Annotated in this window: 19 protein-coding genes; 13 read left to right on the top strand and 6 right to left on the bottom strand. The window is 64.4% G+C overall.

The window, feature by feature from the left end:
• Positions 1–95: 95 nt before the first annotated feature.
• Entirely contained in the window at positions 96–1,310 is a 1,215-nt protein-coding gene (gene purT, locus AC3WLT_RS30865; protein WP_492595433.1) for a formate-dependent phosphoribosylglycinamide formyltransferase, read from the bottom strand.
• A gap of 460 nt (positions 1,311–1,770) precedes the next feature.
• Between purT and AC3WLT_RS30860 the strand changes: the two genes are divergently transcribed.
• Together AC3WLT_RS30860 and AC3WLT_RS30855 are read left to right on the top strand one after the other, a co-directional pair.
• Positions 1,771–2,310 carry an META domain-containing protein gene (locus AC3WLT_RS30860; protein WP_492595458.1) on the top strand — a complete coding sequence of 180 codons (540 nt, stop codon included), beginning with the start codon at positions 1,771–1,773 and terminating at the stop codon, positions 2,308–2,310.
• A gap of 273 nt (positions 2,311–2,583) precedes the next feature.
• A complete protein-coding gene (locus AC3WLT_RS30855; protein WP_492595432.1) occupies positions 2,584–6,456 on the top strand; it encodes a DNA translocase FtsK in 3,873 nt (1,290 codons plus the stop codon).
• Between the two features lie 92 nt (positions 6,457–6,548).
• Here AC3WLT_RS30855 and AC3WLT_RS30850 read toward each other — a convergent pair whose 3' ends face one another.
• Positions 6,549–7,706: a lactonase family protein gene (locus AC3WLT_RS30850; protein ID WP_492595431.1), complete on the bottom strand. Its 1,158-nt coding sequence runs from the start codon at positions 7,704–7,706 to the stop codon at positions 6,549–6,551.
• A gap of 349 nt (positions 7,707–8,055) precedes the next feature.
• Between AC3WLT_RS30850 and AC3WLT_RS30845 the strand changes: the two genes are divergently transcribed.
• Entirely contained in the window at positions 8,056–8,208 is a 153-nt protein-coding gene (locus AC3WLT_RS30845) for a DUF3096 domain-containing protein (protein WP_115104110.1), read from the top strand.
• 226 nt (positions 8,209–8,434) lie between these two features.
• Here AC3WLT_RS30845 and AC3WLT_RS30840 read toward each other — a convergent pair whose 3' ends face one another.
• Positions 8,435–8,680, bottom strand: a complete 246-nt coding sequence (locus AC3WLT_RS30840) for a hypothetical protein (RefSeq protein ID WP_492595430.1) — start codon at positions 8,678–8,680, stop codon at positions 8,435–8,437.
• A 230-nt stretch (positions 8,681–8,910) separates the two neighbouring features.
• On the opposite strand from AC3WLT_RS30840, the gene AC3WLT_RS30835 reads away from it, so the two are divergent.
• Together AC3WLT_RS30835 and AC3WLT_RS30830 are read left to right on the top strand one after the other, a co-directional pair.
• The gene (locus AC3WLT_RS30835) at positions 8,911–10,791 is read left to right on the top strand and encodes a glycoside hydrolase family 15 protein (RefSeq protein ID WP_492595429.1); all 1,881 of its coding nucleotides are present in this window, start codon (positions 8,911–8,913) and stop codon (positions 10,789–10,791) included.
• 184 nt (positions 10,792–10,975) lie between these two features.
• On the top strand, positions 10,976–12,253 hold the full coding sequence (locus AC3WLT_RS30830; RefSeq protein ID WP_492595428.1) for a polyhydroxyalkanoate depolymerase: 1,278 nt from the start codon (positions 10,976–10,978) through the stop codon (positions 12,251–12,253).
• A 124-nt stretch (positions 12,254–12,377) separates the two neighbouring features.
• Here AC3WLT_RS30830 and AC3WLT_RS30825 read toward each other — a convergent pair whose 3' ends face one another.
• On the bottom strand, positions 12,378–13,010 hold the full coding sequence (locus AC3WLT_RS30825; RefSeq protein ID WP_492595427.1) for a TetR/AcrR family transcriptional regulator: 633 nt from the start codon (positions 13,008–13,010) through the stop codon (positions 12,378–12,380).
• Between the two features lie 346 nt (positions 13,011–13,356).
• Between AC3WLT_RS30825 and rsxB the strand changes: the two genes are divergently transcribed.
• From rsxB to AC3WLT_RS30810, 3 genes are all read left to right on the top strand, one after another.
• Positions 13,357–14,199 (top strand): electron transport complex subunit RsxB, encoded by an 843-nt coding sequence (rsxB, locus tag AC3WLT_RS30820; RefSeq protein ID WP_492595426.1) that lies wholly within the window; start codon positions 13,357–13,359, stop codon positions 14,197–14,199.
• 24 nt (positions 14,200–14,223) lie between these two features.
• Positions 14,224–14,868: an endonuclease III gene (nth, locus tag AC3WLT_RS30815; RefSeq protein WP_492595425.1), complete on the top strand. Its 645-nt coding sequence runs from the start codon at positions 14,224–14,226 to the stop codon at positions 14,866–14,868.
• 175 nt (positions 14,869–15,043) lie between these two features.
• Positions 15,044–15,478 (top strand): DUF1841 family protein, encoded by a 435-nt coding sequence (locus AC3WLT_RS30810; RefSeq protein WP_115104124.1) that lies wholly within the window; start codon positions 15,044–15,046, stop codon positions 15,476–15,478.
• A 149-nt stretch (positions 15,479–15,627) separates the two neighbouring features.
• Here AC3WLT_RS30810 and AC3WLT_RS30805 read toward each other — a convergent pair whose 3' ends face one another.
• Positions 15,628–16,011 carry a c-type cytochrome gene (locus tag AC3WLT_RS30805; protein WP_492595424.1) on the bottom strand — a complete coding sequence of 128 codons (384 nt, stop codon included), beginning with the start codon at positions 16,009–16,011 and terminating at the stop codon, positions 15,628–15,630.
• 47 nt (positions 16,012–16,058) lie between these two features.
• The gene (locus AC3WLT_RS30800; protein WP_115104129.1) at positions 16,059–16,427 is read right to left on the bottom strand and encodes a c-type cytochrome; all 369 of its coding nucleotides are present in this window, start codon (positions 16,425–16,427) and stop codon (positions 16,059–16,061) included.
• 436 nt (positions 16,428–16,863) lie between these two features.
• Here AC3WLT_RS30800 and AC3WLT_RS30795 point away from each other — a divergent pair, with 436 nt between their 5' ends.
• The 5 genes from AC3WLT_RS30795 to AC3WLT_RS30775 all read left to right on the top strand — a co-directional run bounded on the left by AC3WLT_RS30795 (position 16,864) and on the right by AC3WLT_RS30775 (position 22,212).
• Positions 16,864–17,706, top strand: a complete 843-nt coding sequence (locus AC3WLT_RS30795) for an AAA family ATPase (RefSeq protein ID WP_492595423.1) — start codon at positions 16,864–16,866, stop codon at positions 17,704–17,706.
• Positions 17,707–17,799: 93 nt separating this feature from the next.
• Positions 17,800–18,975 (top strand): vWA domain-containing protein, encoded by a 1,176-nt coding sequence (locus AC3WLT_RS30790; protein WP_492595422.1) that lies wholly within the window; start codon positions 17,800–17,802, stop codon positions 18,973–18,975.
• A 40-nt stretch (positions 18,976–19,015) separates the two neighbouring features.
• On the top strand, positions 19,016–20,236 hold the full coding sequence (locus AC3WLT_RS30785; RefSeq protein WP_492595421.1) for a benzoate/H(+) symporter BenE family transporter: 1,221 nt from the start codon (positions 19,016–19,018) through the stop codon (positions 20,234–20,236).
• A gap of 248 nt (positions 20,237–20,484) precedes the next feature.
• Positions 20,485–21,438: a transaldolase gene (tal, locus tag AC3WLT_RS30780; protein WP_492595420.1), complete on the top strand. Its 954-nt coding sequence runs from the start codon at positions 20,485–20,487 to the stop codon at positions 21,436–21,438.
• Positions 21,439–21,795: 357 nt separating this feature from the next.
• Positions 21,796–22,212: a VOC family protein gene (locus AC3WLT_RS30775; RefSeq protein ID WP_492595419.1), complete on the top strand. Its 417-nt coding sequence runs from the start codon at positions 21,796–21,798 to the stop codon at positions 22,210–22,212.
• Positions 22,213–22,381 lie beyond the last annotated feature (169 nt).

The following is a 22,381-nucleotide window of genomic DNA, read 5'->3' as shown; positions in this document are numbered from 1 at the left end:
TACTTCAACAATTCAGGATTCGCGCGCTGCGGGTTTGCAAAGCGCGCGGGCTACTTCATTGCATGTCGATACGGTCCGGCGCGCTTCGGCACGCGTTACTTCGCGGAAACCGGATGCACCGCCGCCGCAGCCTGCTTCGCCCGCGAGCGCGCTTCGTCGATGTTCTCGCCGGTGGCGAGCGCCACGCCCATGCGACGCTTGACGAAACTCTCCGGCTTGCCGAAGAGGCGCAGATCCGCATTCGGCACCGCCAACGCCGCCGCGACACCTTCGAAAGCAATGCCTGCTTCGTCCAGACCGCCGTAAATCACCGCCGACGCCCCCGGCGCGCGCAGCGAAATATCCACCGGCAAACCGAGGATCGCGCGCGCATGCAACTCGAACTCCGAAAAGCGCTGCGAGCACAGCGTGACGAGACCCGTATCGTGCGGACGCGGGCTGACTTCCGAGAACCATACGTCATCGCCGCGTACAAAAAGTTCCACGCCGAACAGGCCCCTGCCGCCCAATGCCGCAGTCACTTTGTGCGCCACTTCGCGCGAGCGTTCGAGCGCGAGCGGGCTCATCGGCTGCGGCTGCCACGACTCGACGTAGTCGCCCGCCACTTGCACGTGGCCGATCGGATCGCAGAAATAGGTGTCGACTTCGCCGCTCGCCGGATCGATCGCGCGCACGGTCAGCTGGGTAATTTCGTATTCGAAGTCGATAAAACCTTCGACGATCACGCGGCCATGATTCACACGGCCGCCGGCCATCGCGTATTGCCAGGCGGGTTCGACGTCGGCGTCGCTCTTCAGCACCGACTGCCCCTTGCCCGACGACGACATCACCGGCTTCACCACACACGGGTAGCCGACCTTGGCGATGCCCGCGCGCAGTTCGTCGAGCGAATCGGCGAACGCGTACGGCGAGGTCGGCAGGCCGAGGTCTTCGGCGGCGAGACGCCGGATGCCTTCGCGGTTCATCGTCAGTTGCGTGGCGCGCGCGGTCGGGATCACTTCGGCGAGACCGTCGGTTTCGATCGCGGCGAGCGCGTCGGTGGCGATCGCTTCGATCTCGGGGACGATCAGATGCGGGCGTTCCTGTTCGACCAGCGCGCGCAACGCGGCGCGGTCGGTCATGTCGATCACGTGCGAGCGGTGCGCGACCTGGTGGCCCGGCGCGTTCGGGTAACGGTCGACTGCGATCACTTCGACGCCCAGCCGTTGCAGCGCGATGATCACTTCCTTGCCGAGCTCGCCGGCGCCGAGCAGCATAACGCGCGTGGCGGATTCAGAAAGCGGTGTGCCGATCCGTTGGCCGATCTGCATGGGGTCTCCAGATAAAAGTCGGATGAGGGTGGGATTGAGTGGAACACGATGTTAACATGCGCACCCCGATGCACACCCCGATAAACACCCCGACATCATCCCTCGCCGCGCCTCGCTCGCCGGCCGCAGCGCAGTCTGCGCGCAAGGCGCGCGACAGCGCTGCGGCGCCCTCGGCACGCCGTTGCGCTCGCGTGCGGCGAGCTTAGTGCGTTACCCTTACGCCTTCGCCAGTTTGAAGAGGAACGACGCCATGCTCCAAAGCTCCTCCGCGCGACGTGTTGCGCGCTTCATCGCAACGTGTTGTGCGCCGTCGACGGCAGCGCAGCCTGCAACGCCGTCGTCCACGTTGTCCGCAGCGTCCCGGGCCACGTCGCAAGTCGCGCCGCCTGCGCCGCGCGCGGCCCATGCAGCGACCAGCCGCCGTGCTGTCACGCCGGCCGGTCCGCCGCTGCGTGCTTATCTGCGTGCTTATCTGCGTATCTGGCTGCGTACTTGCCTGCGTGCTCATGCGCGCACCGCCGTCGCCGCGTTGAGCGTGGCTGCGCTGTGCAGCGCCTGCGCGATGCCGAAACATCCCGACTCGGAAGCCGCGCCGCCCGACCCGTTCAACCCGGCCGCGACGCAACTGCTCGACGACACCGGCTGGGTGCTCTCGGGCTGGAAGCAGGCCGACGGCACGGCGCGCGCGGTTCCGCCTGCGGCTCAGGGCGCACCGATCACGCTCGTGCTGTCCACTGACAAAGGCCAGCGCCACGCCAGCGGCTTTTCCGGCTGCAACCGCTACATGGGCTCGTACACGCTGAAAGACGGCAAGCTGAGCTTCGGCACGCTGGGCGGCACGCGCATGGCGTGCATGACGCCGGGCGGACAGATCGAAGGCGCGTATCTCAACGCGCTCGCGCACATCGACCGTACCGGCGTGCAAATGCGCGAGCCGCAGCAGATGCAGCTGGTGCTCGATAACGGCGACACGCTGACGTTCGACCGCAGCGCAAAATGACTGGACCATTCGGTCTGGGCCATGCGGTCTGGACCATGCGGTCTGGGCCATGCGGTCCGGACGGTACGGCGGCCTGCTTGCCGCCGCTGCTGTCCGCGTGACGCGCACCGGTTGTCGCGGCAGCCGTTGTTTTTCATCGACGGCAGGCCGCGCGCCGGCCTGCTTTCCCACTGGACGCAAGCAAACTTGCGTCTGCCTTCGAAGCATCGGGCTTCGCCGGTTTAAACTCGACGGATTGCGTTTTTACGCGTCCGTCATTCGTTGATGTCTAGCATGCACACGGTAGTTTTCGGCTGGTTCGGCGGGTCGGCCATCTGGTTCATTCCTCTTTTGTGGCGCCTCGTGAAGTCGGCGCTGCCGGGCGGCGCGGGTTTGCGCGGCCCCGGCACGATCCGCCTTTGGCTCGGCTTTGTCTGCGTGATGGTGGCGAGCTGCACGCTGGAGGCGTCGCTGATCGGCGCGGTGGGCGTCAATGGTGCCGGACGTGCGCTGGCGGCTGGCTTCGGTCATCTGCTCGGCCATATCGGCACGCCGCTCGCGGCGCTCGCGCTGCTGGCGATCAGCTTGCCCTGGCTGCTCGACTTCCGCTGGCGCGACGTCGCGGTATGGGCCGACGGCGCGTTCGGCCTCGGCCTGTCGCGCGGCCTCGCCAAACGCGACGAGGAAGCGCGCCGCCATCGCAGCGTCGATGACGGTTTGCCGTCGCACGTTTCGCCGTCCGCCAATACGATGGCGCCCAAAAATAACGGACGCACCGGACGTTATGCACGCCCGACCGTCTGGCGGCCGCCGGCGAGCGGGCGCGGCACGGCTGCGACGGGGGCAGCGGGTGTGACGGGCGTGACGGGTGTGGCTTCGGCAGGCAAGGACGCAACGGCGCACGGCGCCGGGGCGACCTGGCGCGCCGGCGGTGTGAAGCCGCGCAGCCAGACACAGCAAGCCGAGCCGGCAGCGCGGACGTCGTCCGGAACGCCGCCGCACCAGGCGCCGGTAACGAGACAAGCGCTGAACCAGGACAGGACCGCGGCGTGGATGCCCGCCGAGCCGGTTGCGCCGGCCGGATGGTTGCGCGATCCGGCAGCGGCGCCCCGCGGCCCGGCATCCTCGACGGCATCGGGAGCGGGATCGCGCGCGGCCCCAGCTCGCGATGGCGGCTCGCAGATGGGCCGGCGCCCGGCCGGGGAGCAACGGCCGGCGGGTTCCATCGGCATGGGCGCAGGTGCGGCAGGCCTGGCCGGCGCAGCAGTCGCGCCGGCCGTTGCGGAACACGCGTCGCAAGCGATGAATGCCGCGCGAACAGTTTCAGGGACCGCAGCGAATGCGGCTGCAAGTTCCACTTCCGGGGTGAACCGTCCGTCCGCGCTGCCAGGCGCTGCAAGCGCCGTGTCTTCAGGCAGCCGGCCCACGTCCGCCGGGCAAACGTTCGCGGCCACCCCGCGGGCGAACCTCGCCGCGACACCGGTTGTGCGCCGTCCGGCTCCGCTCAGCTCGCCGGCGCCCAGTTACACGCGGCCGATGGCGACGACGCAGCCGGTCACGCCGCCCGCCAGCGTGCAGGAAACCCTTCGCAGCATCGAGGAAAACGCCGCGCGCTGGACCGATCTCGCCGGTGTAAGTCTCGCGCGCAGCACCGGTGTGGAAACGGCGACGGTGACGACGGTTTCGCCGGCTCCCGCGTTTGCTCCTGTCGAAGCCTTCACTGCGGCACCGGTCACCGCCGTCGCGCCGGCTCAGGCCTTTGCGGCTGAACCCTATGCGTCCGACGCGCAGACAGAAGCACCGCCCCCCGTAGAAAACAACTCGGCGCCGAGCGCGGTGCAAACCGAAAGCAACGCAAACGCGCATGCTGAACCCGCGCGAACGTTACATCAGTCGGCTGCGCCTTCGCCAGTGACAACGTCGAATGTTGCTACCGCCGCAGCCGAGGATGCTGCAAACGCAGCACACGCAGGACAGCCTACGTCTGCCGCTTCGCCGCAGATCGGAGCTCCGGGCAGCGCAAGCACCCCGGCAGCGCATATCGAGCGGAACGAGCCGATCCAGACGCAAGCACCTGCCATCGCGGCGGCGCCGATCGCCGATGTCGTCATCGATAAAACCCTGGTGCCCTGGGAAACCAGGATCGATGCCGTCGCGCCGCTGGGCGCGGCTTGGTCCGCGGGTGCGCAACGCGTGAGCAGCGCCACCGCGTCGAGCGATACCGCAGCCACGCATCACACCATGCCATCGCTGCACGTCGTGAACGCGAGCGAAGCGGCAGCGCAAATCGAAGCCGACCCGATGGACTCCCCCGCCCTGTCGGATATGCCGGAAACATCGGACGCGGCTGCTGCCGCATCGCCGCAAAGCGCACCGCGCGCGTCGAACGTCGTCCGCTTCCCTGGCTTCGCGGCGCAAGCCGAACCGGCAGCAACTGACGATTTCGCCGAGGAGCGGACCGGCGATTCGACGACCGCGCCAATCGCGTCAACCGCGCCATCGTCAGCGCCGTTCATCGCCGAACCGGCGGCCGAACCGACAGCCGAGCCCGCCGAATCCGCCGAATCCGCCGAATCCGCCGAATCTGCCGAGCCCGCCGAGTCCGCCGAATCCGCAGTCCCGCGTGCGCCGCTGCGCGGCCACAGCCCGACCAACGGTTTCGAGTTCCGCGCGCCCGCCGCGTCGATGGTCGAATTGCCCACGCTCGATTTGCTCGCGTGTGCCGACACCGATGTCGAACCGGTCTCCGAAGAAAAGCTCATCGAGACCGGGCTCCTGATCGAGCAGCGCCTGCAGGAATTCAAAGTGCCCGTGACGGTGGTCGGCCACTCGGCCGGCCCGGTCATTACCCGCTTCGAAATCGAGCCGGCGCTCGGCGTGCGCGGCAGCCAGATCGTCGGCTTGATGAAGGACCTGTCGCGCGGCCTCGGCCTCACGTCGATCCGCGTAGTCGAGACGATTCCGGGCAAGACCTGCATGGGCCTCGAGTTGCCGAACGCGAAGCGCCAGACGATCCGGTTGTCCGAAATTCTCGAAGCGAACGTCTACCAGAACTCGCATTCGCAGCTGACGCTGGCGATGGGCAAGGACATCACCGGCCATCCGGTAGTCGCCGATCTGGCGAAGGCGCCGCACATGCTGGTCGCGGGCACGACCGGTTCGGGCAAGTCGGTCGCGATCAACGCGATGATCTGCTCGCTGCTCTTCAAGGCGACGCCCGACGAAGTGCGCCTGATCATGATCGATCCGAAGATGCTGGAGCTGTCGGTCTACGAAGGCATTCCGCACCTGCTCGCGCCGGTCGTCACCGATATGAAGCTGGCGGCCAACGCGTTGAACTGGTGTGTCGGCGAAATGGAAAAACGCTACCGCCTGATGTCGGCGGTCGGCGTGCGCAATCTGGCCGGTTTCAACCAGAAAATCCGCGACACCGAAGCCACGGGCAAGAAGCTCGGCAATCCGTTCTCGCTCACGCCCGAAGCGCCCGAGCCGCTCGCGCCCCTGCCGCTCATCGTGGTGGTGATCGACGAGCTGGCCGACCTGATGATGGTTGCGGGCAAGAAGATCGAGGAGCTGATCGCGCGGCTCGCGCAAAAGGCCCGCGCCGCCGGCATCCACCTGATTCTCGCGACGCAGCGGCCGTCAGTGGACGTGATCACCGGCCTCATCAAGGCAAACATTCCGACGCGGGTTGCGTTCCAGGTGTCGTCGAAGATCGACTCGCGCACGATTCTCGATCAGATGGGCGCGGAATCGCTGCTCGGCCAGGGCGACATGCTGTTCCTGCCGCCGGGCACGGGTTACCCGCAGCGTGTGCACGGCGCGTTCGTCGCCGACGAGGAAGTGCATCGGATCGTCGAGTATCTGAAGCAGTTCGGCGAGCCGCAATACGAGGAAGGCATTCTCGACGGCCCGGCCACCGAAGGCGGCGCGGCGCAGGACCTGTTCGGCGAAACGCCGGACGCCGAAGCCGATCCGCTCTACGACGAAGCCGTCGCCTTCGTGGTGCGCACGCGGCGCGCGTCGATCTCGTCGGTGCAGCGGCAATTGCGCATCGGCTACAACCGCGCGGCGCGCCTCGTCGAGCAGATGGAGACAGCGGGCCTGGTGTCGGCAATGGGCATCAACGGCAGCCGCGAAGTGCTCGCACCGGGACCGGCTGAATAGCCGCAGCAAAGCCAGCCATAAAAAACGGGCCGCTACGAGCGGCCCGTTTTTTATTCAACGCGTGTCTTCACATCACACGCGTCACCCAATCCTCACGACGGCGAAACCAGCTTGAAATCCACCGGCGAGCCGATGTCGAAGCGCTTCGGATTCGCCTCGAGCAAACCGGTCTGCTGATCGCGCCTGAACACGTACACGGTGTCGCTGTTCTGATTGCCGACGATCAGCCAGTTGCCGGTCGGGTCGATCGCGAATTCACGCGGCGACTTGCCGAGGCTCGACTGATGCCCGATCTTCTTCAGGCGGCCGTTGCCCGGGTCGACCGAGAAGATCACGATCTCGTTCGCATCGCCGCGATTGGAGGCATACAGAAAACGCCCATCCGGCGACAGATGGATCGCCGCGGCACCCACCGCGCCCTTGAAGCCCGGCTCCGTCAGCGGCAACGTCTGCACTTGCGCAAGCTTGCCGTCGTTGTACTCGAAAGCGCTGACCGTAGCGTTAAGCTCGCTCGCCAGGTACGCATGCTTGCCGTCGACGCCGAACACCAGATGGCGCGGGCCGGTGCCGGCCTTCTCCTGGGTGTAGCGCGAGTCGGTCGGGCCGAACAGGCCGCGGCTGCCGTCGGGTGTGTAGCGGTACGAGTACAGCTTGTCGGCGCCGAGATCCTGCGCGAACAGGTAACGGCCGTCCGGCGAGAACACCGTCGAATGCACGTGCGAGTTGTCCTGGCGGCCCTTCACCGGACCGCCGCCTTCGTGATGCACCGTGAGCACCGAGGCTCCGACCTGGCCGTCCGCCTGCAACGGGAACACCGCGAAGCTGCCGCCAGGGTCGGCGGCCACCGAGTAGTTCGCGCTCAGCAGATACTTGCCGTCCGGCGACAGGCTCAGATAGCACGGATCATTGCCGTCCGACGAGACCTTGTTGAGGAAGCTCAGCTGGCCGCTCGCGGCGTCGAAGCGGAATGCGCTGATGCCGCCGCGCTGCGTCGCCGGGCCGTTGTCGCCGGGCAATTCGTTGACCGCGTACACGAAGCGGCGGTCACGGCTGACCACCAGATACGACGGGTTGACCGTCTGCGCGACCGATACGCGGGTCGCCTCGCCGGTCTTCGTGTCGAAGCGATAGACGTAGAGTCCTTCGCTCTTGCTGCCCGTATAAGTGCCGACCAGCAGGTCATAGACGCCGTCGGCGGGAGCCGGACCGGCATCCTGCGCAAACGCATGCGACGCAACAATCGAGACCATGAGCACGAAACCTTTTATTATCGAGCGGGCGGAGCGCAAAGGAGCCGGCCGCCCGGCGAATCCTGCCGTTGACGGTAACGGCGAAGCAGAGCTTGAAACGGCGCGCACCGCGGCCGGGGCACCACGAAGCATACGACCTCCTGGACATCGGTTATTGGGTTGAATCGGTTGTAATGTGTCTCTGGTCTGCCGCGCCGTCGGTCGAGCACTGTAGTTGTCGACGCAAGTATAAAAGCGTTGCACCGGATCATGCAGCCAATCCGGCTACCGGTTATCGGTGTGCACGAGCAGCAATCGTTCCCGCCTCACAGGTCGTTTTCTCAATCGAGTCTCACACCACGGAGTCTTCATGAACGTCACACTCAGCCTGGGCCCGCTCGTTTCGTTGATCGCCGGCATTCTGATTCTCGTCATGCCGCGCCTGTTGAACTACATCGTCGCGCTCTATCTGATCATCATCGGCATCATTGGACTCTTCGGCGTGGGGTCGTCGCACTTCTGAGCGGCGGCAGACGGCAGCGAGGGATGAACGGCCGGGAGCGTGCGAGCCCGGCGACCGGTCCGCATGAGCGCGGCCGGGTATAGGAAAGAAGCGAAGGAAGCGAAACGAACGGCACGCGCGGTGACGGTTGCCGTGACGAGGAGCCTGGCTGTAACGCCTGGCGGCAAACTGCGGGCAAACTGCGCGGACGAACTGCGCGAGGCCGAAGCCCGCGCCTCCGGGATAGTCAGCCGTTCGACAGCTGCTCGAGCCGCAGGCGCCCCTGCAGCGACAGCGCGCCGACGGCATAATGGCCGTCACGTTCGCGGTAATGGCGGAAGCAGGCCCGTTCGCTCAGGAAGGCCGCGGCGGCCAGCATCCCGTTGCGGGACAGGCCGAGGCGGCTAGGGTCGAGCGGCAACATCGAATCGTCGGCAAGTTCGCTGGCGGCCGAGAGAATCGTGATGCAATCGGATTTCGACGGGTTCAGCATGGCTTTTGTCCTCCGAGACGGCGTCTGCACGCGCTAGGGGCAAGACCGATGCGCCAGGCGGAAGGCGTGGCGCAGCAGGTTGAAGTCCGATTGTAGGCAGTGATTTGACAATTTACCAACTCGCGTTTTGCCTCATTGCGCGCTGACCCAAAGCGCATCGCGCGAGTCCGGTAGTAACAACGGCACCAAGCGCAGCGGCCATGGCCGCGCGCACTAGAGACACGCTCCCCATGCCCGCACTCATCGAAGACTATGCACTCATCGGCGACGGCCACACGGCTGCGCTCGTCTCCCGCGAAGGTTCCGTCGACTGGCTCTGCTGGCCGCGCTTTGACTCCGGCGCCTGCTTCGCCGCCCTGCTCGGCACGCCCGACAACGGCCGCTGGCTGATTGCGCCGGTCTGCGACACGCCGCCGACGATCACGCGCCGTTATCGCGGCGAAACCCTGATCCTCGAAACCGATTTCGATACGCCCGAGGGCGCGGTCACGCTGATCGATTTCATGCCGCCGGGCAACGGCTGGTCGGAGATGGTTCGGATCGTGGTGGGCAAACGCGGCGCCGTGCGCATGCGGATGGAACTCGTGCTGCGCTTCGATTACGGCTTTTCGATTCCGTGGGTCGACCGCCTGAAGCACGACAGCGGCATCAAGGCGATCGCCGGCCCGGACACCGCGGTACTGCGCACGCCGGTCGAACTGCGCGGCGAGAACATGAAGACCGTCGCCGAATTCACCGTCACCGCAGGCGAGCGGGTGCCGTTTTCGCTGGCTTACGCCGCCTCGCATCTGCGCATTCCGCCCGGGCGCGATCCGCACACGGCGCTCGCGCGCACCGAGAATCACTGGCTCGAATGGTCGTCGCGCTGCACCGTCGGGGGCAAGTGGGCCGAGCCGATCCGCCGCTCGCTGATCACGCTGAAGGCGCTCGCCTACGAACCGACCGGCGGCATCGTCGCCGCGCCCACCACCTCGCTGCCGGAACAGCTCGGCGGCGCGCGCAACTGGGACTACCGCTACTGCTGGCTGCGCGACGCCACCATCACACTGCTGGCGATGATGCGCGGCGGCTATTACGACGAAGCGCGCGCGTGGCGCACCTGGCTCGGCCGCGTGATGGCCGGCGCGCCGGATCAGTTGCAGATCATGTACGGCATCGCCGGCGAACGGCGTCTGCCCGAGTTCGAAATCGACTGGCTGCCGGGCTATCAGGACGCGAGACCGGTGCGGATCGGCAACAACGCGGTCGGCCAGCGGCAACTGGACGTTTACGGCGAGGTGATGAACGCGCTGCATCTGGCGCGCGTGGGCGGCCTGCAGGCGGACGACACCGCGTGGAACGTGCAACGCGCGCTGCTCCGCCACCTCGACACGATCTGGCTCGAACCGGACGAAGGCATCTGGGAAACGCGCGGCGGACCACAGCATTTCACCTTCTCGAAGGTGATGGCGTGGGTCGCCTTCGACCGCGCGATCCAGTCGGCGGAAAAGTTCAAGCTGGACGGCCCGCTCGACGATTGGCGCGCGACCCGCGCGAAAATCCACGCAGAGGTGTGCGCGAACAGCTGGAATCCGGCGCTCAACGCGTTTTCGCAGTTCTACGGCAGCGACCAGCTCGATGCGAGCGTGTTGCTGATGCCGCTGGTCGGCTTCCTGCCGCCGGACGATCCGCGCATCAAAGGCACGGTGGCGGCGATCGAAAAAGATCTGATGCGTGACGGCTTCGTGATGCGCTACCGCACCACGGAATACGACGACGGCCTGCCGCCCGGAGAAGGCACCTTCCTCGCGTGCTCGTTCTGGATGGTGGACAACCTCGCGCTGCAAGGCCGCATCGATGAGGCCCATACGATGTACGAACGGCTGCTCGCGCTGTGCAACGACGTCGGTTTGCTGTCTGAAGAATACGATCCCACCGCGAAGCGCCTCGTCGGCAATTTCCCGCAGGCGTTTTCGCATGTGGCGCTGGTGCACACCGGTTTGAACCTGATGAAGCACGAGCAGAAAATGGCCGAGGCCACCGGCCAGCCACCTCATAACGGCATCGGAGAGGCACAACTTAAGGCTGCGGCAAGCCCTGATAGCGGCGCGGCAGCATCGCCAGTAGCATGATCTAATGACAGTTTGAGCGTCCGTCGCGCGCAAATTGCTGCATTGCACAAATACGCTTTGTTCGATATGATCACCCCGACCGTCGGCCGAAAATCAATGCGCCAACAAACAACCAATACGGCCTGCCGCAACGCCACAGCGTGTTTGCGAAGCCCCATGCGAACCGCTTAAGTACGGAGCACCCATGCTCTACCAATTTCACGAATTCCAGCGGGCGATGTTAAGCCCCCTTACCGCCTGGGCTCAGGCTGCGTCGAAGTCGTTCGCGAATCCGGCCAGCCCTCTCGCCTACGTGCCGGGCGCCACGCGCCTGTCGGCCGGTTACGAACTGCTCTACCGGCTCGGCAAAGACTACGAGAAGCCCGAGTTCAACCTTCATCAAATCGTCAAAGACGGCCATAACATCCCGATCATCGAACAAACGATCATCGAAAAGCCGTTTTGCCGCCTGATGCGCTTCAAGCGTTTCGCGGACGACAGCGACGCCGTTATCCAATTGAAAGACGAGCCGATCGTGCTGGTGTGCGCACCGTTGTCCGGACACCACGCCACGCTGCTGCGCGATACCGTGCGAACGTTGCTGCAAGACCACAAGGTCTACCTGACCGACTGGATCGATGCGCGCATGGTGCCGCTCGAAGAAGGCGAGTTTCACCTCGACGACTACATCGCCTACATCCAGGAATTCATCCGTCACATCGGAGCGAGGAATCTGCACGTGATCTCGGTGTGCCAGCCGACCGTGCCGGTGCTCGCCGCCATCTCATTGATGGCGAGCCGCGGCGAAGACACGCCGCGCACCATGACGATGATGGGCGGCCCGATCGACGCGCGCAAGAGCCCGACTTCGGTCAACTCGCTGGCTACGCAGCACTCGTACGAATGGTTCGAGAACAACGTGATCTTCACGGTGCCGCCGAACTATCCGGGCGTGGGCCGCAAGGTTTATCCGGGCTTCCTGCAACACACCGGCTTTGTCGCGATGAATCCGGAGCGGCACGCGGCGTCGCACTGGGACTTCTACCAAAGCCTGTTGCGTGGCGACGAAGACGACGCCGAAGCGCATCGCCGCTTCTACGACGAGTACAACGCGGTGCTCGATATGGCCGCGGACTATTACCTGGACACGATCCGCATGGTGTTCCAGGAGTTCCGTCTTGCCGAAGGCACGTGGGACGTCGCCGGCGAGCGTGTGCGTCCACAGGACATCAGGAAGACCGCGCTTCTCACCATTGAAGGCGAGCTGGACGATATCTCCGGCGACGGTCAGACTTTCGCCGCGCACGGGTTGTGCAGCGGAATTCCGGAGCAGGACAAGCGTCACCTCACAGCGGAGAAATGCGGCCACTACGGCATTTTCTCGGGCCGCCGCTGGCGCACCATCATCTATCCGCAGCTGCGCGACTTCATCCTCGAGCACAACAAGGCGCCGAAGGTGACGAAGGAAAAAGTCGAAGCCTGAGCGTCACACAGTCACGCAGACAGATAGAACAACGGCCTCTTCGGAGGCCGTTGCCGTTTCTGGAACGTCTTACGCTTCTCGCGCCTCTGAAGTTTCTGAGGTTTCTTGGCGCGTGCGATGCGCCCTAACGCCGCAACAGATACGCGAGCAGCAACTCCATATTCATCTGCACGAGTTCGCTGCGTTCGCTTGCGGTGCTGAAATCGCGGCCGAGCGTCGCTTCGAGCGTGAAGCGGTTCGACACGATGTAGTAGCCCATGCCGGACAGCGTCACATAAAAGCGCAGCGGGTCGACGTTAGTGCGAAACAACCCCGCGCGCTGGCCGCGCTCGAGAATGCCGCCGAGCGTCGCGACAATCGGCGAGATCATTTCGCGGATGCGGGTCGACTTCTGCATGTAGCGTGCCTCATGCAGATTCTCGTTATTGACGAGACGCAGCAACTCGGGATGATCGCGGTAGTAATCCCAAACAAAATGCGCGAGGCGTGTGATGGCCTCGACCGGCGCGACGCCGTTCAGTTCGAGCGTGCGCTCCGCTTCATTGAGCGCGCTGAATGCGTGCTCGAGTACGGCAGTGAAAAGCTGCTCCTTGCTACCGAAGTAGTAGTAGAGCATGCGTTCATTCGTTTCCGCGCGGCGGGCGATTTGATCGACGCGCGCGCCGAACAACCCTCCATTTGCAAACTCTTCGGCCGCCGCAAGCAGAATGCGGCGCCGCGTGCCTTCAGGATCTCTTTTGATTTTCGGCTGATTCATGGTGGCATCGTCTTCGTGAGCCGCGTTATCCGGATCGCGCCGCCGGCCTCTCCTCGGGCCTTGCACCGACAGCGTTGAACGGGCGCGCCATGGTTGGGGGACACCCTTCTGCGGTCTTTCGAAAAAGCGCTTCGATTATGGCACATGGATTGCGGATCGCAATTGGGGAAATCGGCGATAATGTGCTATTTAGTTCAAGCCCAGCGTGAGCGAGCGCTTGCGCGTATTCGCCTGCATCGGCAGGTTTTTGCGCGCTTTCGCCGCGCTTTTGTGTTGCCCAGCCTGCCGCGTGCTTTCCCCGAGGCCGCCCTCGGCGCCGCGCGGCCGCGAAGCAAGCCCCAATGTCGTGACCGTGACCGATTCCATAACACTCGCAGATCGCATCGAAGATCTGCTGCCCCAGACGCAATGCACGAAGTGCGGCTATCCGGCGTGCCGTCCGTATGCCGAAGCCGTCGCCAGCGGCGAGGCCAATTACAACCAATGCCCGCCAGGCGGCGCCGAAGGCGTCGCGCGCCTCGCCGCGCTGCTCGGCAAGCCGGTGATTCCGCTCAATTCCGCCAATGGCGTTGAACGGCCGCGTCCTTTGGCGGTTATCGACGAGCAACTTTGCATCGGCTGCACGTTGTGCATGCAGGCTTGTCCAGTCGATGCAATTGTTGGCGCACCGAAACAGATGCATACGGTGATCGCGGAGCTCTGCACCGGTTGCGACCTGTGCGTGCCGCCCTGTCCGGTCGACTGCATCGCGATGCCGCCCGTCACCGGCGAAGCAACCGGCTGGAACGCGTGGAGCCAGGCCCAGGCCGACGCCGCGCGTGAACGCCACGACCGGCGCGAAACGCGTCTTGCGCGCGAACGCGAAGCCGCCGAAGCGCGTGCTGCAGCGCGGCGAGCCGCGAGTGGCGCGCCTGTGCAAGGCGCTGAAGCCTCGGCTGGAGCGTCACCCACCGCGCCCGCCGCGCCGGCCGCGGACGACGCTGAAGCGAAAAAACGCGCGATCATCCAGGCCGCGCTCGAGCGTGCGCGCAAGAAGAAAGAAGAGCTGGCAGCCAAAGGACAAGGTCCGCTGAACACCGAGCATGTCAGTGCCGACGTGCAGGCGCAGATCGACGCTGCCGAGGCGCGCCGCCTCCGTCTCGGACTCGCGGCGGACGACGACACCGACACTCACTCCACGAAGCGCTAACCGCACCTCACCCTCACGCTCCGCATGAACGCGAACAAACGCCGCGCCATCTACGAGACGCTTCAGAGTCTCAATCCGCACCCCACCACCGAACTCGAGTACACCACACCGTTCGAACTGCTGATTGCCGTGCTGCTGTCGGCGCAGGCCACCGACGTGTCGGTGAACAAAGCGATGCGCAAGATGTTCCCCGTCGCGAACACGCCGCAGCAGGTTTTCAACCTCGGCGAAGCAGGTGTCGCGGACTACATCAAGACCATCGGCCTCTATCGGACCAAGGCCAGGAACGTTATCGCGACTTGCCGCATCCTGCTCGACCAGTACGGCGGCGAAGTGCCGGAAGATCGCGAAGCGCTCGAGAGTCTGCCCGGCGTCGGCCGAAAAACGGCGAGCGTGATCCTGAACACCGCGTTCGGCCATTCGACCATCGCCGTCGATACCCATATCTTTCGGGTTGCCAATCGAACCGGGCTGGCGCCGGGAAAAGATGTGCGCGCAGTCGAGGTGGCGCTGGAGAAATTCACGCCGGCCGAATTCAAGCAGGATGCGCATCACTGGCTGATCCTGCACGGACGCTACGTATGCAAGGCGCGCCGGCCGGAATGCTGGCATTGCGTGATCGAGCCGCTGTGCGAGTTCCGCCCGAAGACGCCGCCGCCGGATCTTTGAACGCGGCGCAGCGACGAAGCGAACACGCGCCTCGGTCGCGCCCCCTCCGGCAGCATTGCCGTCCAGGGGTGCTTGGGTTGCTTGGGGTGCCTGCAGCACGGTCAGCAAGCGCTCCAGCCCCGGCGTAAAATGACGCCCTGCACCCCCGCATCGACCTCAACGCACCGGCCCCACGATGTTCAATCCCAGCCGCGACGAAGTTCGCCTCTTTTTCACCGACACCTGGCGCAAGCAGCGTCAAGGCGAGATTCTGACGCCGCTCGAAGCGATCGCCGCCGACTGGATCGTCGAGCATCCCGAGTACCACGCCGATCTGGCCGATAGCGAAGGCGCGGCAACCCAGGACTACTCGCCCGAACGCGGACAGACCAACCCGTTCCTGCATCTGTCGATGCATCTGGCGATCACCGAGCAACTCTCGATCGACCAGCCGCCCGGCATTCGTGCCGCGCACGAGCGCCTCGCCGCGCGCCTCGGCTCGACCCATGAGGCGCAACACGCGATCATGGACTGCCTCGGCGAAACCATCTGGGAAGCGCAGCGCACCGGCACCCCGCCGGATACGGACGCGTATTTGCAGCGTATCGAACGGCGCGCCACGCGGGACTGAGCGGCCACGGCGCGGCCGGACCACGGCGGTCGGCGCGTCACGCAATAACGCAAATCGCGGCGCCAAAAGCACGACACCCCGCCGAAGCAGGGTGTCGTTCAATCAGGAATGGTGCGAAAAAAAGCGAGCTCGGCAAGAGCGCAGCGCGCTTACTTCTTCTGCACCAGATCGCCGTCCAGCGATTCGACATAAGCCGCGATGTCCTTCATGTCGCCTGGCGACAGGCTTTGCACCTGCGCCTGCATGATCGCGTTGTTGCGACCGAGGTGCGGATTGCCGTTGCCCATCTGATACTGGCGCAGCGCCCAGTAGATATAGTCGGCGTGCTGACCGGCGAGCTTCGGATATTCCGGGCTCACCGGCTTGTTCAGGTTGACGCCGTGGCAAGCCGCGCAATTGTGGCTGTCGGCCAGCACCTTGCCGTTGCCGGCGTCGGCGGCGTGCGCGACGTTCGCTGCAACCAGACCGATCACTGCCGCCGACGCGCATGCAGCCTTGAACACCGTGTGGAGTGCCTGTTGGGGCTTATTCATGAATTCTCCTATCCCGCGAATATAAATAACCGAGTGACCGACGCCGATCACTTGTCGGGATTGTTCTTCGAAGAGGAATTTTGCGCTGCGTAGTAGGCAGAGATATCGGCGATGTCCTGATCCGACAGCGACACGGTGATCGCGTGCATCGTTTCGAAATGGCGGTCGCCCTTCTTGTAGCCGTGCAGCGCGTTCTCGAGATACGCCTGATTCTGGCCGCCGAGCATCGGCACGCGGTAGACCTCAGGGTAAGCCGTGCGGTATTCAGGGATGCCGTGGCAGCCAATACACATCGCGACCTTGCCTTGGCCCGCCTTCGCGTTGCCGACGACATCCGCTGCCTGCGCACTGGCCGCATAGCCCGCGAGCACCGACAGCGCTGCGATCACGACGTGTTTGCCGACGAATTTATTCATAGCATGTAACCTGGCTTGAGGGGAAACGGGCGCCAAAAAAGGCAACGGCCCGCGCCGTCATTCTTATAGGGTAGCCACGCAGGCCAAAAAAATCGGGCTAATTGTACCGCGACGCCGCGCCGAACGTCCACCGCGCGGGGCGGCGGCGCATCCGGCTGCCACGAACCCGCGCCCGGGGCCGCTTTGCTGCGCGGGCGCCAAACCTGCCGCCCGCGGCGGACCGGCTGCAGCCGCGTCAGCGCGCGAAAGGCGCGCCGCGGGCCATGCCGCCACCACCCGCCGGCCACCCGCCGGCCGCCCGAGAGCCGCCCGGCCACCGCCCGCCGGCGTCCGGCACCGTGGATGACACCGCGGGTGACACCCTACGCGGGCGCCGTTCAGCCCAACAGGCCTTCTGACTTATACTGGGTTTTTTTCCCAAAAAGAGCATCTCGCCATGCGTTTCGAAGGCTCATCGCAATACGTCGCCACCGACGACCTCAAGCTCGCGGTCAACGCCGCGATGACGCTGAAACGCCCGTTGCTGATCAAGGGCGAACCCGGCACCGGCAAAACCATGCTGGCCGAAGAGGTCGCCGCCGCGCTCGACATGCCGCTCCTGCAGTGGCACATCAAGTCCACCACCAAGGCGCAGCAGGGTCTGTACGAATACGACGCGGTGTCGCGTCTGCGCGATTCGCAGCTCGGCGACGAGCGCGTGAAGGACATCAGCAACTACATCGTCAAGGGCGTGCTGTGGCAGGCGTTCGAGTCGGACCAGCAAACGGTGCTGCTGATCGACGAGATCGACAAGGCCGACATCGAATTCCCGAACGACCTGCTGCGCGAACTCGACCGCATGGAGTTCTACGTGTACGAGACGCACGAGCTGATTCGCGCCAAACAGCGCCCGCTCGTCATCATCACGTCGAACAACGAGAAGGAGCTGCCCGACGCGTTCCTGCGCCGCTGCTTCTTCCATTACATCAAGTTCCCCGATCCGGCAACGATGCAGCAGATCGTCGAAGTGCATTATCCCGGCATCAAAAAGGAACTGCTCGCCGCGGCCATGCAGAGCTTCTTCGAATTGCGCAACGTGTCGGGACTGAAGAAGAAACCGTCCACGTCGGAACTGCTCGACTGGCTGAAACTGCTGCTCGCCGAAGACATTCCGTCCGAGGCGCTGCGCTCCACCGATCAGAAACAGATCATTCCGCCGCTGCATGGCGCGCTTCTGAAAAACGAACAGGACGTAAGCCTGTTCGAGCGGCTGATCTTCATGAACCGCAACAACCGCTAACACCGTTAATACCGTTAATACCGCTATTGCCGTCGTCACGACGTGGCTGAGCACGCAGTACCGCCGCCCCCCAGCCGCCGCAGAGGAAACAGCATGCTGATCGACTTCTTTTATTCGCTGCGCGCGGCCAAACTGCCGGTGTCGGTGAAGGAATATCTGACGCTGCTCGAAGCGCTGAAAGCCAACGTGATCGCGCCGTCGCTCGACGACTTCTACTATCTCGCGCGCATCACGCTGGTCAAGGACGAGCAATACTTCGACAAATTCGACCAGGCGTTCGGCGCGTATTTCAACGGCGTCGCGCAAACCTCGGAGCTTGCCTTCGACGTCCCGCTCGACTGGCTGAAGAAGAAGCTGCAACGCGATCTGTCGCCCGAAGAAAAAGCGCAGATCGAAGCGATGGGCGGTCTCGACAAGCTGATGGAGCGCCTCAAGGAACTGTTCGACGAACAGAAAGAGCGCCACGAAGGCGGCAATAAATGGATCGGCACGGGCGGCACGTCGCCGTTCGGCAACGGCGGCTACAACCCGGAGGGCGTGCGCATCGGCGGCGATGCGGCGGGCAATCGCACGGCGGTCAAGGTGTGGGAAGCGCGCGCCTACCGCGATTATGACGATCAGGTCGAAATCGGCACACGCAACATCAAGATCGCGCTACGCCGCTTGCGCCGTTTTGCGCGCGAAGGCGCCGCCGAAGAACTCGATCTGCCCGACACGATCCGCAGCACCGCTGCAAACGCCGGCTGGCTCGATCTGAAGATGGTGCCTGAGCGGCACAACAAGGTGAAGGTATTGATGCTGCTCGACGTGGGCGGCTCGATGGACGATCACATCAAACGCACCGAAGAGCTGTTTTCGGCGGCCAAGGCCGAGTTCAAGCACCTCGAGTTCTATTACTTCCACAACTGCGTGTACGACTTCCTGTGGAAGAACAATCGCCGCCGCCACGCCGAGCGCATGCCCACGTGGGACGTGCTGCACAAGTTCACGCCGGATTACAAGCTGATCTTCGTCGGCGATGCGACGATGAGTCCATACGAAGTGCTGCAGCCGGGCGGCTCGGTCGAATACAACAATCCCGAAGCCGGCGCCGTGTGGCTGCGGCGGCTGGCGGATCATTTTCCGCATTATGCGTGGCTGAACCCGGAGCCGGAGGCCCTGTGGCCGTACCGGCAGTCGGTCAGCGCAATCCGCGAAGTGCTCGGCCACCGCATGTATCCGCTCACGCTTGCCGGCCTCGAAACGGCAATGCGCATGCTGAGCAAATAATCCGTTCACGTTCTAACGCCAACTACAAGAAAGTATCTGCATGAGTCCGTCTTCATCGCCCGAATTTTCCGCTGCCACCGCATCGCCCGGACGTCTCAGACCGTTCGCCGACACCTCGCTGTCAGCCGTCGTCGCCGGCTTCGTCGCGATGATGACCGGCTACACCAGTTCGCTGGTGCTGATGTTCCAGGCGGGCCAGGCCGCGCATCTGACCGATGCGCAGATTTCGTCGTGGATCTGGGCGTTGTCGATCGGCATGGCCGTCGGCACGATCGGCCTCTCGCTGCGTTTTCGCGCGCCGATCGTAATCGCATGGTCGACGCCGGGCGCGGCGCTGCTGGTGTCGTCGCTGCCGCATGTGGCTTACGCGGAGGCGATCGGCGCGTTTATCGTCTGCGCGTTGCTGCTGACCGTGGTCGGCCTGACCGGCTGGTTCGATACGCTGATGAAAAAAATCCCGGCAGGCATCGCCTCGGCGTTGCTGGCGGGCATTCTGTTCGAAATCGGCATCGAGATTTTCCGCGCCGCGCAGTTCCAGACCGCGCTCGTGCTGACGATGTTCTTCACCTATCTGATCGTCAAACGCCTCGTGCCGCGCTACGCGATCGTCACGACGCTGAGCGTCGGCACGATCGCCGCCGGCGGGCTCGGCCTGCTCGACTTCAGCCGCTTTCATGTCGCGCTCGCGCACCCGGTGTTCACCATGCCGGCGTTCTCGGTGGCCGCGAGCATCAGCATCGGCATTCCGCTGTTTGTCGTCGCGATGGCGTCGCAGAACGTGCCGGGCATCGCGGTGCTGCGCGGCGACGGCTACACGACGCCGTCCGCACCGCTGATTTCGACGACCGGCATCATCTCGCTGTTGCTCGCTCCGTTCGGCTCGCACGGCATCAATCTTGCGGCGATCACGGCGGCGATCTGCACCGGCCCCGAAGCGCACGAAAACCGCGGCAAGCGTTACACCGCCGCGGTCTGGTGCGGCATTTTCTATCTGATCGCCGGGATTTTCGGTGCGACCATCGCCGCGCTGTTCGCGGCCTTGCCGAAGGCGCTGGTCGTCTCCGTCGCCGCGCTGGCGCTGTTCGGCTCGATCATGAGCGGCCTTGCCAACGCGATGCAAGACCTCAAACAGCGCGAAGCGGCGCTGGTGACGTTCATGGTGACAGCCTCGGGCCTCACCCTGCTGTCGATCGGCTCGGCATTCTGGGGACTGGTTGCGGGCGTGCTGACGCAACTGGTGCTGAACGCGCGCCGCGTCTGACGGCGTCCGTGACAATGCGGCGCCGGAAAAACGGGGCCTGAAATCCGCGTGAACGGATCGCCGGGGCAAGTGTCAATGCCGCATCAGGCGATCCGCCATAGAATAGAAGTATCCGGCAGCGTTTCCCGGCAACATGGCGGGTAAATGCTGCAGCGTGACCCCCGGCCGCCGGACTGGTTGTACTTTTTGTCCGGCGGCGACCTCATTTCTCCTGAACCACGGCGCACGTACGCCCTGAAGGCTCGAACATGACAACCGCACTCGACCAGCTCAAGCAATACACCACCGTCGTTGCCGATACCGGCGACTTCCAGCAACTCGCCCAGTACAAGCCGCAGGACGCGACCACCAATCCGTCGCTGATTCTCAAGGCCGTGCAGAAGGACGATTACCGTCCGCTGCTCGAAAAAACCGTGAAAGCGCACGCGTCGAAGCCGGTCGGCGTGATCATCGACCAGTTGCTGATCGCATTCGGCACCGAGATCCTCCAGATCATCCCGGGCCGCGTGTCGACCGAAGTGGACGCGCGCCTGTCGTTCGACGTCGAAGGCTCGATCGCCAAGGGCCGTGAACTAATCGCGCTGTACAAAGACCACGGCATCGAGCGCGAGCGCGTGCTGATCAAGCTGGCCTCCACGTGGGAAGGCATCCGCGCGGCCGAAGTGCTGCAGAAAGAAGGCATCCGCTGCAACATGACGCTGCTGTTCTCGCTCGCGCAGGCGGCCGCCTGTGCCGAAGCGGGCGCGCAGCTGATTTCGCCGTTCGTCGGCCGCATTTACGACTGGTACAAGAAGAACGCCGGCAGCGCCTGGGACGAAGCGAAAGACGGCGGCGCCAACGATCCGGGCGTCAAATCGGTGCGCGGCATCTACGCGTACTACAAGAAGTTCGGTTACAAAACCGAGGTGATGGGCGCGAGCTTTCGCACGACGAGTCAGATTCTCGAACTGGCCGGCTGCGATCTGCTGACCATCAGTCCGGATCTGCTGCAAAAGCTGCAGGAGAGCACCGAGAAAGTGGAGCGCAAGCTGTCGCCGGAGATCGCCACGGGCGCGGACATCGAACGCGTGCCGGTCGACGAATCGTCGTTCCGTTTCCTCGTCAACGACGAAGCGATGGCGACGGAAAAACTCGCCGAAGGCATTCGCGCGTTCGCCGCGGACGCCGTCAAGCTGGAAAAGCTGATCGAAGCGCTGCGTTAAACCCGTCTCCTCTGTTCAAGCGCGCGGCCCTGAGCCTTCCGGTTCAGGGCCGCGCGCCGTTTCTGGGTCGTTTCTGGGTCGTTTCCGGGTCGCTTCCGGGTCGCCTCTGACTCGCCTCTGACTCGCCTCTGACTCGCCTCTGACTCGCCTCTGACTCGCCTCTGACTCGCCTCTGACTCGCCTCTGGCCGCGTTTTATCGGGGCCACGTCGAACCCGCCGCTCTTCCGGCACAAAGTCACAATTGCTGCTGCAACGGACGACTACAATCGTCTGCACGCCCGCCCGCACCTCAACCTGTGCACGTCTGGAGGTTCGCAGCGCCGCGTTCCGCTGACCCAAAACTCCGGGAGACGATCATGTATGTCCAGCCTTACGTTTTTTTCAACGGCCGTTGCGAAGAAGCGCTCAAGTACTACGGCGAGAAACTCGGCGCGGAGGTGGTGTTCCTGATGCGCTACAAGGAAGCACCGCCCGACGCACAGGGACAGTTGCGCCCCGGCATGGAGGACAAGATCATGCACGCGAGCGTTAAGCTCGGTTCGACGGTCTGGATGGCGTCCGACGGCCACTGCGACCCCAATGCCGGCCCGATGAACGGCTTCAACCTGTCGCTGACAGCCGACGATGCGGCATCGGCCGAAAAATATTTCAATGCGCTAGCCGACGGCGGACAGGTGATGATGCCGTGGCAAGCCACCTTCTGGAGCAAGGGCTTCGGCATGGTGGTGGACCGCTTCGGTCTCGGCTGGATGGTGACGGTACCGGAAAACTAAAGCTGTCGCCGTCGTGGCGAATACCGCTGCTGTCAGGCCGGCAGCGCCCGCGGCAGCGGCGGTCTGTTTTCGGCCAGTTGCCTCGCGCTAGCCCTAGACACTATGACTCCCGTGAGGCAAAGGCTGGCCTGCCGTGAGGAATCAGACGCGGGTTAGCATTGCTGCCAGA

The organism is Paraburkholderia sp. FW306-2-2C-D06C (genome assembly GCF_058781505.1).
This window is presented reverse-complemented; position numbering and strand designations above follow the sequence as displayed.

Coding starts and splice junctions, on each gene's coding strand:
- purT (WP_492595433.1), bottom strand. CDS start 1,310: ATGCAGATCGGCCAACGGATCGGCACACCGCTTTCTGAATCCGCCACG.
- AC3WLT_RS30855 (WP_492595432.1), top strand. CDS start 2,584: ATGCACACGGTAGTTTTCGGCTGGTTCGGCGGGTCGGCCATCTGGTTC.
- AC3WLT_RS30850 (WP_492595431.1), bottom strand. CDS start 7,706: ATGGTCTCGATTGTTGCGTCGCATGCGTTTGCGCAGGATGCCGGTCCG.
- AC3WLT_RS30845 (WP_115104110.1), top strand. CDS start 8,056: ATGAACGTCACACTCAGCCTGGGCCCGCTCGTTTCGTTGATCGCCGGC.
- AC3WLT_RS30840 (WP_492595430.1), bottom strand. CDS start 8,680: ATGCTGAACCCGTCGAAATCCGATTGCATCACGATTCTCTCGGCCGCC.
- AC3WLT_RS30835 (WP_492595429.1), top strand. CDS start 8,911: ATGCCCGCACTCATCGAAGACTATGCACTCATCGGCGACGGCCACACG.
- AC3WLT_RS30830 (WP_492595428.1), top strand. CDS start 10,976: ATGCTCTACCAATTTCACGAATTCCAGCGGGCGATGTTAAGCCCCCTT.
- AC3WLT_RS30825 (WP_492595427.1), bottom strand. CDS start 13,010: ATGAATCAGCCGAAAATCAAAAGAGATCCTGAAGGCACGCGGCGCCGC.
- nth (WP_492595425.1), top strand. CDS start 14,224: ATGAACGCGAACAAACGCCGCGCCATCTACGAGACGCTTCAGAGTCTC.
- AC3WLT_RS30810 (WP_115104124.1), top strand. CDS start 15,044: ATGTTCAATCCCAGCCGCGACGAAGTTCGCCTCTTTTTCACCGACACC.
- AC3WLT_RS30805 (WP_492595424.1), bottom strand. CDS start 16,011: ATGAATAAGCCCCAACAGGCACTCCACACGGTGTTCAAGGCTGCATGC.
- AC3WLT_RS30800 (WP_115104129.1), bottom strand. CDS start 16,427: ATGAATAAATTCGTCGGCAAACACGTCGTGATCGCAGCGCTGTCGGTG.
- AC3WLT_RS30795 (WP_492595423.1), top strand. CDS start 16,864: ATGCGTTTCGAAGGCTCATCGCAATACGTCGCCACCGACGACCTCAAG.
- AC3WLT_RS30790 (WP_492595422.1), top strand. CDS start 17,800: ATGCTGATCGACTTCTTTTATTCGCTGCGCGCGGCCAAACTGCCGGTG.
- AC3WLT_RS30785 (WP_492595421.1), top strand. CDS start 19,016: ATGAGTCCGTCTTCATCGCCCGAATTTTCCGCTGCCACCGCATCGCCC.
- tal (WP_492595420.1), top strand. CDS start 20,485: ATGACAACCGCACTCGACCAGCTCAAGCAATACACCACCGTCGTTGCC.
- AC3WLT_RS30775 (WP_492595419.1), top strand. CDS start 21,796: ATGTATGTCCAGCCTTACGTTTTTTTCAACGGCCGTTGCGAAGAAGCG.